11 protein-coding genes are annotated in these 15,156 nt (G+C 46.2%); all 11 read left to right on the top strand.

Annotation, left to right across the window (positions count from 1 at the left end; genetic code table 11):
- The first annotated feature begins 69 nt into the window (after positions 1-69).
- The 11 genes from P378_RS17850 to P378_RS20240 all read left to right on the top strand — a co-directional run bounded on the left by P378_RS17850 (position 70) and on the right by P378_RS20240 (position 15,027).
- Positions 70-1,068: a toprim domain-containing protein gene (locus P378_RS17850; protein WP_099084165.1), complete on the top strand. Its 999-nt coding sequence runs from the start codon at positions 70-72 to the stop codon at positions 1,066-1,068.
- Positions 1,069-1,084: 16 nt separating this feature from the next.
- Entirely contained in the window at positions 1,085-1,369 is a 285-nt protein-coding gene (locus P378_RS17845; protein ID WP_099084141.1) for a hypothetical protein, read from the top strand.
- A 356-nt stretch (positions 1,370-1,725) separates the two neighbouring features.
- On the top strand, positions 1,726-2,109 hold the full coding sequence (locus P378_RS17840) for a hypothetical protein (protein ID WP_099084140.1): 384 nt from the start codon (positions 1,726-1,728) through the stop codon (positions 2,107-2,109).
- Between the two features lie 1,222 nt (positions 2,110-3,331).
- Positions 3,332-4,390 (top strand): site-specific integrase, encoded by a 1,059-nt coding sequence (locus P378_RS17835; protein ID WP_099084139.1) that lies wholly within the window; start codon positions 3,332-3,334, stop codon positions 4,388-4,390.
- A gap of 42 nt (positions 4,391-4,432) precedes the next feature.
- Positions 4,433-4,975, top strand: a complete 543-nt coding sequence (locus P378_RS17830; RefSeq protein ID WP_099084138.1) for a GNAT family N-acetyltransferase — start codon at positions 4,433-4,435, stop codon at positions 4,973-4,975.
- A 735-nt stretch (positions 4,976-5,710) separates the two neighbouring features.
- Positions 5,711-8,653, top strand: coding sequence for an SNF2-related protein (locus tag P378_RS17825; RefSeq protein ID WP_099084137.1), 2,943 nt, complete (start codon positions 5,711-5,713; stop codon positions 8,651-8,653).
- Positions 8,654-8,707: 54 nt separating this feature from the next.
- The gene (locus P378_RS20255; RefSeq protein ID WP_207654082.1) at positions 8,708-9,145 is read left to right on the top strand and encodes a FlxA-like family protein; all 438 of its coding nucleotides are present in this window, start codon (positions 8,708-8,710) and stop codon (positions 9,143-9,145) included.
- Positions 9,146-9,247: 102 nt separating this feature from the next.
- On the top strand, positions 9,248-9,952 hold the full coding sequence (locus tag P378_RS20250; RefSeq protein ID WP_207654081.1) for a hypothetical protein: 705 nt from the start codon (positions 9,248-9,250) through the stop codon (positions 9,950-9,952).
- Between the two features lie 18 nt (positions 9,953-9,970).
- Positions 9,971-11,842, top strand: a complete 1,872-nt coding sequence (locus tag P378_RS22515; RefSeq protein WP_238473403.1) for a site-specific DNA-methyltransferase — start codon at positions 9,971-9,973, stop codon at positions 11,840-11,842.
- A gap of 12 nt (positions 11,843-11,854) precedes the next feature.
- Positions 11,855-14,353 (top strand): DEAD/DEAH box helicase family protein, encoded by a 2,499-nt coding sequence (locus P378_RS17815; RefSeq protein WP_207654080.1) that lies wholly within the window; start codon positions 11,855-11,857, stop codon positions 14,351-14,353.
- Positions 14,296-15,027 carry a hypothetical protein gene (locus P378_RS20240; protein WP_207654079.1) on the top strand — a complete coding sequence of 244 codons (732 nt, stop codon included), beginning with the start codon at positions 14,296-14,298 and terminating at the stop codon, positions 15,025-15,027. The genes P378_RS17815 and P378_RS20240 overlap by 58 nt, the downstream gene beginning before the upstream one ends.
- Positions 15,028-15,156 lie beyond the last annotated feature (129 nt).

Here is a 15,156-nt window from a genome sequence, read left to right as displayed (position 1 = left end):
ATAATTCAAGGCGGCAAAGCCGCCCAAAACCCAAAGGAGGTGAAGGGCGGCAGCAGCAGCCGCCGGAATATGAGTTATGCCAAACAGTATGTTAATCAACCGCTACAACGGGTAAATCGGCAGCAACCCTGCCCCATCTGCGGCAAAGCTGATTGGTGTTCTTTCAACGACCGCATAGCCATCTGCATGCGCATTGAAAGTAACCACCCAGTATCAGGGAAAATGGGCGGCTGGCTGCATAAGCTGACAGCCCCACCGATATATTACCGGCCCGTAGACAGGGTAGAAACAGCTGTTGCAAAAGCTCCTATTGAAGTGTGCGACCGGGTATACAGGGCAATGTTAGACCTCCTGTCCCTGGAATACCACCACATCAAAGAGCTAAAACGCCGCGGCTTAACGGTTGAAGAAATCGAGAAAGCAGGCTTTCGGTCACTCACCGGGGTGAAGCCCTGGGAAGTGTGCCAGAAACTCATAAACATGGGTCATAACCTGAAAGGAGTACCTGGGTTCTATCAGGCCCCTAATAAAAAAGGTAACGGATATTACTGGTGTTTCAACTACTCCCCCGGGTTTATATTTCCTATCCTGGACTCCGAAGGAAGAATCCAAGCTCTGCAGATCAGGCTGGACAAACCTGTCGGGGGGAGAAAATACCAGCTATTTAGTTCGGGAAATAAACAGTCGGGAGCCTGTTCCGGAGTTCCGGTACATGTAGCCAGGCCGAAAGAAATAAAAGACCGCCGAATCTGGGTAACAGAAGGGGCCTTAAAGGCTATCGTCTTCAGCCAAAAGATCGGCGCTGTGGTACTGGGTACCGTAAGCGCTAATACGTGGTCAGAAGCAGTAGAAGTGCTTCAGCGTGATTTCCCTGACCGAGAAGTAGTGGAAGCCTATGACCAGGACAAGTATACCAACCTGCACGTCCGCAGAGCCTGCGAAGAATTTCGGAAGGCGGTAGCCGGAACCGGCAGGCGGTTATGTGAAGCCCTTTGGCACAAAAAATTCAAAGGCGCAGATGATGCCGCTGTAGCCGGGTGCAAGTTTGTTTTTAGAAAGTTGAATTAAGAAAGGATGGTCCTACATGACTGAGCAAATAAGAAACAGTTTTTTAAAGAAAGTAGAGCTGCAAGCTCAAATGAATCGCATTATGAAAGGCGATTACGACCTGCCCATGGAAAAGTGGGCTATGATTGCCGGCGAGCACATGGGACACCTTTTTTCTGCTGTTATGGCAAATGACAGGGATAAAGTTGAAAGGGAACTGCTGCATGTAACAGCACCACTCCTGGAGCTTTATCAAGAAATCATGAAAGGCGGTGCAGTAGAGAATGAGTACGATGGACGTTTATCTAGTCACCAGGATTGACGGTTTAACAACCAGGGTAGTTGCTAAAAGTCACGAACAAGCAAAGCGCCTGGCGGCTAAAAAGTGGGGATTAAAAGCCGGGTGAGCATGGACCGGGGTACGGTCCTTGAAGGCCCGGAAAATTAAAGAAAGCTAAAGAATTAACCAGTAGGGAGGTGCCCTGCCGGGGAATTGGCCCCGGCAGGGGTATTCCCCGGCTTTAAAGATGGAACAGATACAAGTAGAAAATATCTACGAAAGCCAACCAACCAGTGGAGATATATTGATGCATAGCGTAGCAAGAAAATACCAGGCTGTATGCCGGAAAATTCAATCCGAAAGGAGGGAAGATACCGGCGGCAGCCGGTATCGGGAAAATGGTTGAAAAGATTTGCAAAACCTGCGGTAGCCCTTTTTACCCTTCCATCGATGGGGGTAGTGAAAAATGTGATTACTGCCTCACCCACTGCGAGCATGGGACGTATATAGGATATCCCGGTGGTCCGGATTATTTGTGTTGCTGGTGTGAAGCCGGCATCTCTGTAGAGAAGATGGAAAAAATGTTGAAGGTTCACCAGATTTTTGAGAACCGGTGGACAAAACACCGGGTAAAGCAATTAATAAAAATATTCCAAAAAGAAGGAGCTATGAATTTTCTTCATAATCAGCAGTTTTTAAATACTTTAGTAGAAACTGCTAAGGCTGATGTGAGGAGATTCGGGGAAAAAGCGCTGATTGTAAAAAAAATTAGGAAAGGATGATAGATAGTATGGTTATTGAAGCAGGAGATTATTGCAACAGATATGAGACATTCATAACGCGAGAAGTCGTAGATAAATGTGATAAATACAAGGAAGAAAGTTTTAAAGGTTGCAGTGGAAGTAAATGCGTCCATCATATTTACAAGGTTATTGTTAAAGAGGAATGTGCGCGTTGTTCCTAGACAATTCTAAAGTGGTGAACCACTATAAACTTTATTAACAGATTTTGGCCTGGTGCAAGCCAGGCCATCCCCTGACGGGGGAATAGCTTTGCAACAATTTTGTCCCAAGTGCTGGGGTTACAGCACATATGATTATTTTCACCTGGTGGAAACCAGGTTGATCGGATAGGTTCGGTAGAACCTGCGGCAGTGGTAACTGCCTTAAATTACTTGTCTCAGCTCATTTTTCCCAAATGAGTATTTTCCATCATAGGGATCGTTCCTATGTATGGAGTCTAAACGTCGATGACCGGTAGGTGAGACGGACCGGTAGGGCGGCTTTAGGGACCCGGTCGAGAGCGACGGGAGTCGCATGGGTCGAATAAAGACCTGTAAGAAATACATAGCCGTTGGGCTGATGGGAACAGACCAATGGCGGATGAATATCGCAAAGCTTCCGGTAGGAAGGTTTGCGTCCAAGACCCGTAGGGTCGTTTATTTAGACCGGTAGGTATAAATAAACGACCCTGGCAGGGGGCGTCAAACCTTAGCTTTGCTATTGCCTTGATAACGGTAGTGTCAAGGCAATAGCAAAGCTAAGCACCTGGGCGGGAGCCAGGGCATCACAGCACCGGTAGGTGCTGCTTGCATTGCGGTAGCAATGCAAGCAGGCCGGTAGAAAAAATGATCAGGAAGTGAAGTGACTTCTGCCCTGGTAAGGGCAGTCAAATCCCCGGCAGGGGTACTTTTCTATCCTGCGGCAGCTATACGAAAAAATTAACTCATGTCCGGATATTGTCCGGACATAAAACATGAAACATGTAATGAATGTCCGGAAAATGTCCGGACATAAGCCATTTTAAAATACACGATATAGTATTTTTTAAAAAATTTGGAAATCAAATGCACCGTGGAGAATAATTTGTCCGGACACATTCCGGACAAATCCGAAAAACAAAACTAAAACAGGATCAAATTTGTCCGGACAATGTCCGGATATGAGTACTTTTCAAATGTTTTGCCCGGACATTGTCCGGACATAAACAAAAGGATGGTGTCATATGGCAAAGGTTAAAACTATATATCGGCAGATTGACCAGTTATTTAGTATGTCGAGGAGCTTTGGACAAAAGAAAAAGGAATTAAAGAAAGCCGGTCAGCTGGACGCAGCTATAACGGGAGCTGCAACATACGACATCTACCGGGCGGCTTGTATGCGGTTTGCCAAAGACCTAGCAGAAAGAAGGGGGACAACAAAATTTCAAATATGTTCCGTAACTTCTGAAGAAGTGCGGAATTTTCTTGAAAGGATAAAGCAGATCCGGAGGCCAGAAACAGTACATCAATATTCTTCAGCCCTTGAAAAATTGGAGAAAATGACAAATAAATGGTTTGGCAGGGTGTCCTGGAAAATTGAAGAGTTTGAGCGACCCCGCCGAAGTAGGGAGGATGTTACGGTTCAGCGCGGGCCGGCCTATACACCGGAAGAAGCAGATCGGCTCATTCAGGAGTTGAGGAAAATAAACCCAAGAGCAGGAGATGCCTTAGAATTTATTCGGGCTACCGGCTGCCGGGCCGAATCAATTTTTGGCACCGCTTTGAAAAAAGGGAATAAAACCTATAGGGATTTTAGCAAGGCTATTACCGCAGAGCGTATTAATCTTCAAAAAAGGACGGTGACATTAATTGAGAAGGGAGGGAAGGTAAGGGAAGTAAGATATGATGGACAATTTCATAATCTTATGCAAAGATTAGTTCAAGAAGCTTCCTATGGAGGTATTTTTGCCGGTATAAACCAACAAACCATTTATTCACAGATTAAGATGATTGCAGAAAAAAGTAGCTTTAGTGGTCGTGGATTGCACGGCATGCGGAAGACATTTGCCGTCCAACGACACAAGGAATATATAAGTAGAATAAATGAACTGGTCAAAGCCAAAGATTGGCAGAGACTAGCTGAAGAATTTTCAATATCAGAGCAAAAGGCCAGACGTATGTGTAAAAATCCACTAAGAAAAGTGGTGGATGTTGTGGCCAGGCTCAGGTTAACACGGGACCTCGGGCATAACAGGGTGGAGGTTACTTACCGGTATGTTCCGAGGAAGGAGAAAAAGAAATAACCATGAAATGGTTCTAAAAGTTTTGACGAAAGGTGATTAAAAATGATAGAGGATATTAATGTTCGAATTTCGCACGAGATGGAACTAAATAATGACTTCCCAGCGTATTATCTTCAATCTTTTTACGGGAAAATTATTTTTAGCGATTGGGAAACCGACGCCGAAGAAAGTCCAGAATTAGTAGAAGTTGGGGAAGTTGAGTTTGATTATTTTGATAATGACAGTGCAATTAAAAACGGAGAAGATATATTTCCTATTTTAGATGATATTGACCAGGAATATTATGACCTTTATAAGGCTCTAAGTGTGTACTTTGGAAAAAATAATATTCCGAATTTCCTTTATTTGCACCGAATAACGGTTAAAGAACAATATCGCTCTAATGGAATAGCATCGGCAGTTACCGAAAGAATTGAACATTATTTTAAAAATAAAGCCAAGATTGCAATTGTAAAACCTTGGCCTTTAGGAATAGATCATTATTCAGAGGAATTTAAAAAAATGCAGAAAAAAATGGTGAAACACTACCAAAAACTTGGATATAAAAAAATAAGTGATGGGTTCATGGTTAAATATCTTTGGTAGTTAATTAGCAAGAAGACGATGTTTTACTTCGGGTAGTCATTGTACTTTTTGCCTCACTGGGGGTTCTATTATAGTATATTTTAAAATACGGAGGCTAGTTAAAGATCCGCGGTACAATAGTTGACTACCGTTAATATTAAGGCCCCGCCCGGGGTCCTTAATATTTTACCGATAGTAATATTGCTCGTTTCAGAATATTAATCGCAGCGTTTATATCCCGGTCTTATAGATAGATCACAAACCTTACAGTAGTGCCCCTTTGAAAGAGTTTTTCTTTACTTCGGCGCCACACTGGGAGCACAGTTGTGATGTTCCCTTGGGGTTACTTCAATTTAGCTGTATTGTTCCGAGGGTTATGTTAATACCATTTTAGAAATATGTAGAAATATAAATTAAAAAATATATCTTAGGGGATGCGATGTCATAACATTATTATCAGCATACATTAATGGGGTACACTCATTGGAATCCTTCGTATTCACATCGGCACCTATATGCGTCAATTACAAAATGAATTGGTCCGGGTTTACCAGTTGGTTGATGTACACTCACAGGATTAGACAATAATAAAAGCTAAGAATATTTAATTAACATGATGGGGCCATTGGCCCCATTTAGCTTTTATGATACACCTGAACAATTTTTGTAACGAATTGCAGAGAGGAAATAAGATAATTGCCATAGAAAACAACAATAAACTCCACCAAAACACACGAAACGGCTCAGGTGATACAAATGAATACCAACTACCACGCCAAATATTTTGCCCATGAAATCTTACGCCGGCATGCAGCCAACCATATCGGGAAACTGTCCATGTCCCTTTTCGATGCCTGCGTGGATTTAAACCCCCACCAGGTGGAAGCGGCGTTGTTTGCCTTTCGTTCCCCCCTCTCCAAAGGCGTCCTCCTGGCGGATGAGGTGGGCTTGGGGAAAACCATCGAGGCAGGACTGGTGCTATGCCAATATTGGGCCGAACGCCGTCGTAAACTGCTGGTTATCTGTCCTGCTTCCCTGCGCAAACAATGGAGCATGGAACTTCAGGAAAAATTCAACCTGCCCAGTCTTATCCTGGAGTCCAAGAATTACCGGGAAGCCCTTAAACAGGGCATAGACAATCCCTTTCAGCAAGCACCTATTATCATTACCTCCTATAACTTTGCCAACCGTCACAAAAACGAAATCCGACTGGTGTCATGGGACCTGGTGGTCATCGACGAAGCCCATAATCTGCGCAATGTGTATAAAACCGGCAACAAAATCGGTCAGGGCATCCGGTGGGCGGTGGAGGACAGTAAAAAATTGCTGCTAACCGCCACGCCGCTGCAAAACTCACTGCTGGAGTTATACGGACTTTCAACCCTGATTGATGACCACCTCTTTGGCAGTCTGGCGGCCTTTCGCACCCAGTATGTCCATGAGGGCGACCTGGCGGGACTAAAAATACGCTTGCAGAAGTTTTGCCACCGCACCCTGCGCCGCCAGGTGCTGGAATACATTAAGTACACCGAGAGAAAAGCCATTACCAGACCCTTCCGTCCCACCGACCGGGAACAAGAACTTTACCAGGCCATTTCCTCATTCCTGCAGCGGGAGGATACCTATGCCATCCCTTCCAGGCAGCGGGAATTGACCACCCTTATTCTGCGCAAACTCTTGGCCTCTTCCTCCCTGGCGGTGGCAGGCACCCTGGAAACCATTAAACAACGGCTGGAGAAAATACTGGCCGAGGTAACAGAGAACGACCAGGGGAATACCGACAACCCCCTGGCCACTCTCCTGGATGTGGACCAACTACTGGAACAAGATGAACTCACCGGGGACATACTGGAAGAAGATGACGACCGTGAAGAAGACCAATCCGGTGAATGTAGACCGGAAGCAAGTCCAACCAAAATCGATATTCAAAAGCTAAAAAGAGAAATAGCCGAATTGACACGATATATTACCTGGGCCCGTTCCATCGAGATAGACACCAAGTCCAAAACCCTGTTACAATCTCTGGAAATCGGCTTTCATGAATTAGAAAAAATGGGTGCCCAGCGCAAAGCCTTAATCTTTACGGAGTCCCGCCGCACCCAGGACTACCTGTACCAGTTTTTATCCGCCAACGGCTATCAGGATAAAATTGTCCTCTTTAACGGCACCAACACTGACCCTGCTTCCAAAGCCATCTATACTGAATGGCTGCAGCAAAACCAGTGTACCGACCGCATCAGCGGTTCCCGCACCGCCGACCAGCGGGCTGCCCTGGTGGAGTACTTCCGGGACAAAGCAGAAATCATGATTGCCACCGAATCCGCCGCCGAAGGCGTGAACCTGCAATTCTGTTCTCTGGTTGTTAACTATGACCTGCCCTGGAACCCCCAGCGCATCGAGCAGCGCATTGGCCGCTGCCATCGCTACGGCCAGCGGCATGACGTGGTGGTCATTAACTTTCTCAACGAACGCAACCAAGCGGACCAGCGGGTTTACGAACTGTTACAGGAAAAATTCAACCTGTTTAACGGTGTACTGGGGGCCTCGGACGAGGTGCTGGGGTCCATTGAATCCGGAGTGGACTTTGAACGCCGTATTCTAAGCATCTACCAGCAGTGTAGGACTCCCCAGGAAATTGAAGCAGCCTTTAAGGCCTTGCAAGACGAAATGGAGCAAACCATCAAGAGCCGCCTGGAAGATACCCGGAAGGTGCTGCTGGAAAACTTTGACGAAGACGTCCACCAGCGTCTGAAACTTCAGCACGACGAAGCCCGGCGGCAACTGGATCGTTTTAGTCAAATTTTTTGGAACTTGACCAAAAACATTTTGGCCCGTCAGGCAACCTTTAACGACCAAACCCTGGCATTTGAACTAAAAAACTCCCCTGGATCCGCTATCCCTAAGGGCAAATATTATCTATACCAGCGCCGGGGTCTACAGGAAAATCAACCGGCCCTATCAGACCAGGCAACCCGGGCCCAAAGGGGCTTCCTGTACCGGCTATCTCACCCCCTGGGGGAATATGTGCTGCAAGAGGCTAAAAACAGACCCACCCCCACGGCAGAATTAACCTTTAATATTTCCGATCACCCGGTTAAAATCAGCGTGGTTGAAAATTTGAAGGGACAAAGGGGTTATTTAACACTAACCAAACTGTCCATCGAAACCTTTGAGCGGGAGGAATACTTGCTATTTAACGCCATCACTGATGAAGGGAAAGTCCTGGACCAGGAAATCTGTGAAAAACTGTTTCAATGTCGGGCCGAGGTGGTCCCCCTGGGTGAAATACCCGCACCCTACCAAGCCATGCTGAAAAGAGAAGCGGCACACTATGCTGCAGCTACCATTAACCGAGTTCTGGAAGAGAGCAACCGAGCTTTCCAAGAGGAAAGGGATCGTCTGGAAAAATGGGCCGACGACCTGGTGCTGGCAGCAGAAAAGGAATTAAAGGAAACCAAGGCCAAGATAAAGGCCCTTAATCGCCAGTCCCGGCTGGCCACCTCCACTGAGGAACAGCACCAAATTCAGGTTAAACTGCAAGAACTGACCAAACTACAGCGCCGCCAGCGCCAGCGCATCTTTGAAGTGGAAGATGAAATTTTGGAGAAGCGTGACGAATTGATTCAAAGCCTGGAAAAACGGCTTCAACAGCGTACCGAACAGGAAACCCTGTTTACCATTCGCTGGGTGGTGCGATAATTAAATATAGAAGGAAATTAACAGCAGTAGAAGAGACCAGGAGGTTGACCGTTTTTGAGTACCAAATTAGAAGAATTTAAGAAGATTATTCGGCAGATGTTCCAGTTTGACCAGGCAGATTTAGATTTTGGCATCTACCGCATCATGAACCAGAAGCGGGCAGAGGTAGAACGGTTTTTAGACCAGGACCTGCTGCCCAATGTAAAAAAAGCCTTTGGTAATTATGAAGCCCAGGATAAAGCCAGGCTGCAGGAGGAACTGGCCCAATTAAGAAAACAACTGGAGGACCTGGGTGTGGATCCGGAGACTTCCCCCAAATATGTGGAAAAGAAGAATCAGTTAGAGCAGGCCCCGGATGTGGTTGCCCTGGAAAACGAGGTATATTCCCACCTGACCAATTTCTTCCGCCGCTATTACCACGAAGGGGATTTTTATCCCTGCGCCGCTATAAAAAGGACGTTTATGCCATTCCCTACGAGGGAGAGGAAGTGAAACTGTACTGGGCCAATGCCGACCAGTATTACGTCAAGACATCCGAATACCTGCGGGATTACCTCTTTACCTGCCTCGGGAAGACGGGTACATTTTAAACTGGTGGAAGCCAGCACCGAACAGAACAACAACAAGGCTCCCAACGGTAAAGAACGACGGTTTGTGCTGGATGAAGAACAACCGGTGGTGGAAGAAAATGGCGAGCTTTACATCCGGTTCCACTTCATACTCCAAGAGAAGAAAGTAAAGCAAGGGGAATTAAATGCTAAAGCCCTGGCGGTGGTATTCAAAAACCCGATAGTAACAGCCCGCTGGCAGGAACTGGCGACCCCCATGCCCACCGAGAAAAACAAAACCCGTACATTATTGGAAAAACACCTGAACGATTACACAGCGAAAAATACCTTCGACTATTTCATCCACAAGGATTTGGGCGGCTTCTTGCGCCGGGAATTGGACTTTTATATCAAAAACGAAGTCATGTTCCTGGACGATTTGGGCACGCCCAAGGAAATGAAGCTGGAGCAATATATAGCTAAAATCCGGGCCATCAAAGAGGTCGGCCATAAGATTATTAAATTTCTGGAGCAACTGGAGAATTTTCAGAAGAAACTGTGGCTGAAGAAAAAGTTTGTGGTGGAGACCAACTATTGTATTACCCTGGATCGGGTGCCGGAGGAATTTTACCCGGAAATCGCAGGTAACAGTAAACAGGCAGCCGAATGGGTGAAGCTGTTTGCCATCAATGAACTGGTAGCCGACGGGGACAAGCCCGGTTACAGTGAACCGCTGACGGTGGATTTTTAAAAGGCCAATCCCTATTTGGTGCTGGATACGGCTTTCTTTGGACAGGAGTTTAAGGAGAAACTTTTAGCTTCCATCGAGAATCTGGAGGAGCAGGTTGATGGGTTACTGGTACACAGTGAGAATTTCCAGGCATTAAACTTGCTGCAGGAGCGGTATAAGGAGAGTATTGATTGCATTCATATAGATCCACCATATAATACAGCTACAAGCGGTTTTCTTTATAAAAACAACTATGAACATTCAAGCTGGTTATCTATGATGAAAAATCGGATAGATATGTCGATTAATCTTTTATCACAAGAAGCATCATATCTTTGTCATATAGATGAAAATGAATATGAAAGGTTATACCTTATTTTTGATAATCCTCAAACTATAAATGCTGGTACTTTGATTTGGGATAAGCGTAATCCAATGAATGGTGGTAATGGTTTAGCTACACAACATGAATATGTTATTTGGAGAACTAAACAGCGTGGTTCAATATACATAAAAAACACAAATGTTATTAGAATGATTTCTTTTGTTCAAAAGCTCATTGAATTAGAAAGCGGCATCAATGATAATGTAAGAAAAAAGTATATTGAATGGATTAATAATAATAAAGATTTAAGCGGTGGAGAAAAGGCTTATAGGTATATTGATGATGAAGGTAGAATTTATCAAAGTGTTAGTTTGCGTGCCCCCGAACCTCGTAAAGACCCAAAGTTTCATCAACCATTAATTCATCCAATTACAAATAAGCCATGTGCAGTACCGCCAAATGGTTTCTCAAGAACACCAGAAACATTAAGCGAAATGGTTTCAAGAGGAGAAATATTGTTCGGGGAAGATGAAACAACACAACCTCGTCAAAAAGTGTTTTTAACAGAAGAATCAAGACGCCAAATGTCAACCGTAATTCAAGATGCAAAAAAGGGGAAGGCTGATACTGATCTATTGGGTGTTAATTTTCCATACTGCCATCCAGTATCATTTTATGAAACTTTAATTGGAGCAGCATTAAAAAATTTAAATGGTATTGTATTAGACTTCTTCGCCGGTTCCGGCACCACCGGCCATGCGGTCATCAACCTTAACCGCGAAGACGGCGGTAATCGCAAATACATCCTGGTGGAAATGGGCGAGTACTTCGATACTGTACTGAAACCACGCATCCAAAAGGTTATCTACTCTAAAGATTGGAAAGACGGCAAGCCTGTTTCCCGGGAAGGTATCAGCCACATGTTCAAATACATCCGCCTGGAATCCTATGAAGACACCATGAACAACCTGGAGCTAAAACGTCCACCCGAGCATGATAGCCTGTTTGCCCAGCACAAAGAACTGCGGGAAGAGTACATTTTATCCTACATGCTGGACATGGAAACTAACGGCAGCGCCTCCCTGCTGAACCTGGACTACTTCCAAGACCCCTTCAATTACAAACTGAAAATCACCCGCAACCAGGAAACCCGGGAGGAAATAATCGACCTGGTGGAAACCTTCAACTACCTGCTGGGTCTGCGGGTGCAGCACATAGAAGCCAGAGAAACCTTTAACGCCGTCCCGGATGAAAGTGCGGCCAAGCCCGGTACTGTAAAGCTCAGAATTGACAAGAACGGTCAAGGTGAATTCACCTTTAAAATCGTGACAGGTCTTAACCCCGCCGGAGAAAGAGTGCTGATTATCTGGCGCAATCTCACCGGTGACATAGCCCGGGACAATGCCGCCTTAAATGCCTACTTCACCCGCAAAGGATACAATACCAGGGACAATGAATTTGACCGCATCTATGTTAACGGTGATAACAATCTGGCAAACCTGGCGGTAGATGAAGGTAACCAGTGGAAGGTGCTGCTGATCGAAGAAGAGTTTAAACGTCTGATGTTCGACGTGCAGGATGTATAGGGGGTAGCAACAATGGCCAGAAGAAGAACAGCAACACAGACTGTCACCATGCCCCCACCCCTGCGCTTTGATCAAAAACTGGTATTAAATCAGTACCTGCTAAGCCTTTTTGAGGTAACCAAACTTGAGGACCTGGCCCGGGACATGAAGGGGCCGGAATGGGAGGGGCTGGACGAAAACAACGTCTCCCGCTTTTATCACCACCTGACCAACCGCCTTTATGACCGGGCCCAGTTACCCAAGGACCTGCTGTTAACTTACGACCAGAACATTGTCCGTCATACCCTGGCCATCCGGGGCAAGCGGGAACGGCCCATCACCTGGAAATACTTTCAATACCTGGCCCTGCTATTTACCGAAATCTACCTGGACCGCTACTTCCGGGACCCGGAAAAACTGCTGGCCGACCTCAATGACTGGGTGGAGAAGTTTAATGCAGGTGTAGGGGCTGCCGACCGGGTCAATCCCTATACTTTGGCAGACTTGAGAAAGCTGGCCTTTTGGAACGCCACCGGCTCCGGTAAAACGCTCCTGATGCATGTGAACATCCTGCAGTACCGCCATTACCTGGCCCTGCACGGCCGGGAGAAAGAACTAAGCCGGGTTATTCTGCTGACCCCCAACGAAGGATTATCCCGCCAACATGAAGAGGAATTTGCCCTGTCCGGCCTACCGGCCCAAATATTTAGCAAAGACGGGGCAGGTTTATATAAAGGGCAATATATCGAAATTATCGACATCCACAAACTAAAGGATGAAATGGGCGAAAAAACCGTGGCAGTGGAGGCCTTTGAGGGCAACAACCTGGTGTTGGTGGATGAGGGGCACCGGGGCTCCAGCGGCGAGGACTGGAAGGCTAAACGAGACAAGCTGTGTGCCGAAGGCTTCTCCTTTGAATACTCCGCCACCTTCGGCCAGGCCATGAAGGCATCCGGCAAGGCCGCGCTCATCCAGGAATACGCCAAATGTATCCTGTTTGATTACTCTTACAAGTATTTTTACCGGGACGGTTATGGCAAGGATTATCAAATTTTAAACCTGGCCAATGACAGTGATGACGAAATACGCCAGCGCTACCTAACGGCCTGCCTTTTAACCTTTTACCAGCAACTGCGGCTTTTTAAGGATAAACAAAGGGAATATGCCCCCTACCTGCTGGAAAAGCCCCTGTTGGTTTTTGTGGGCAGCAAGGTCACCGCTGTACGGTCGGAAAACAAACGCAAGGTTTCGGACGTGGTGGATATCTTGCTCTTTTTAAATGATTTTATCAGCAAACCCTATTTAACCCAGCGTCACCTCAAGCGCCTGTTAGAAAACCGTCCGGACTTGCCGGATCATAAAGGACGGGAGATTTTTGCCGGGGCCTTTGGCTACTTGATTAAGCAGGGCTTTACACCGGAAACCCTGTATCAGGACATGTTAAAAAACCTGTTTAACGCCCAGATTCTTGGCACACTACACGTGGAGCGGTTTAAACAAACCGGTGAAATTGGCCTCCGGGTGGCCAATAATGAATACTTCGGGGTTATTAACGTGGGGGATGACAGTGAACTGGCCAAGCTCTGTGAAGAAAACGGCCTGCATACCACCGCCCTGGACTTTAGCGATTCCCTATTCCGGTCCCTCAATGATAAAAATTCCCAGGTTAATCTGCTGATTGGTTCCAAGAAATTTTCCGAGGGCTGGAACAGTTGGCGGGTTAGCACAATGGGGCTAATGAATGTGGGGAAAAATGAAGGCTCGGAAATTATTCAGCTCTTTGGCCGGGGGGTTCGTCTTAAAGGAAAGGACTTCAGCTTAAAACGCACTGTTTTAGGCCCTGGCACACCGGATTATATCAACAAGGTGGAAACCCTGAATGTCTTTGGTATCCGGGCAGACTATATGCGACAATTCCAGGAATATTTGGAGGAAGAGGGCTTGCCCCCGGATGACAAAAAGGCTGAGATCACTCTGCCGGTGATTAGATTGACACCGGGACGCAACTTGAAATACCTCAAACTCAAGGATGGCCTGGATTTCAAGAAGCACGGCCCCAATCCGGTACTGGGGAGACCCAACAAAGTGTTGTTAAAAAGGCCTGTGGTGGTGGATTATTACCCCAAATTACAAGCCATCATCAGCGGTAAGGCCACGGCTAATGCCGAGAGTATAGTTAAACAAACCGGCCAGATCACAGCTGCTCACCTGAGCTTACTGAACTGGGAAAGCATTTACTTTGAGCTGCAGCGCTACAAAAACGAACGTGGTTGGCATAATTTATGCCTCTCCCGGCAAATTATGCAGGACCTGCTCCATCAACCGGACTGGTATGTGCTATACATTCCCAAGGATGAATTAGAATTTACGGACTTTGCCCGGGTGCGCCGCTGGCAAGAAATTGCTGTTACCCTGTTAAAAAATACTGTGAGCGTTACTATAACTATCACAAGGGTGCCTGGGAAGGGGAAAGAATGGAACTGGTGGATCTGGAGGAGTACCGCCAAAAACTGGCGGCGGAAGGGAAAATAGGCAATTTCTTTGATGAATACAAATTCCGTATCAATCAGGACCAGGAGGATTTAATCCATAAGTTAACTGAGCTGAAAAAGGCCATCAATGACGGGATTTTTAGTGATTTCTCCTTCGGCAAGTTAGACTCCATCATTTTCGACCGTCACCTGTACAAGCCTTTAATTCATCTCACCGGTGAAAGCATAGAGGTAACCCCGGTACCCTTGAACCAAGGGGAGAAAAACTTCGTCATTGACCTGCGATCCTACTTCAACGCCAACCGGAAGTTCTTTGAGGACAAGGAGTTGTACCTGCTGCGCAACCAGGGACGGGGGCGGGGTGCCGGCTTCTTCGAGGCCAACAACTTCCATCCGGACTTTATCCTGTGGTTGGTAACTAAAGAAAAACAGTTTATTACATTTGTGGACCCCAAGGGTTTGCGCAATACCGACGGCCTGGGGGACCCGAAGGTGGAATTTCACCTGACCATTAAAGAGATAGAAAAACGCCTGGGAGACCCCGGGGTAGTGCTGAACTCCTTCATTATTTCTCAAACACCCATGAACCAAATTAGTTGGTGGAAGGATGGGATTACCGAAACGGAATTTAACCAGCACCATATACTATTCCCATTGGAAGGGGATCATTCCTATATTGGAAAAATCATGGCAGGGGTATTAGGTACCGAGTAAGACGGAAATACACATTATTAAATAAACCAAAAGCGCAGTAACCATCTAAGGGATCCTGCGCTTTTTGTTTCCCGCCATCTGGCCCGGTTCCCCGAAATCTGTATGTAAACGGTTAAAGTAGAAAAAGAT

This window comes from Desulforamulus profundi, assembly GCF_002607855.1.
The sequence above is the reverse complement of the archived record's forward strand: the minus strand, read 5'-3'. Positions and strand labels throughout refer to the sequence as shown.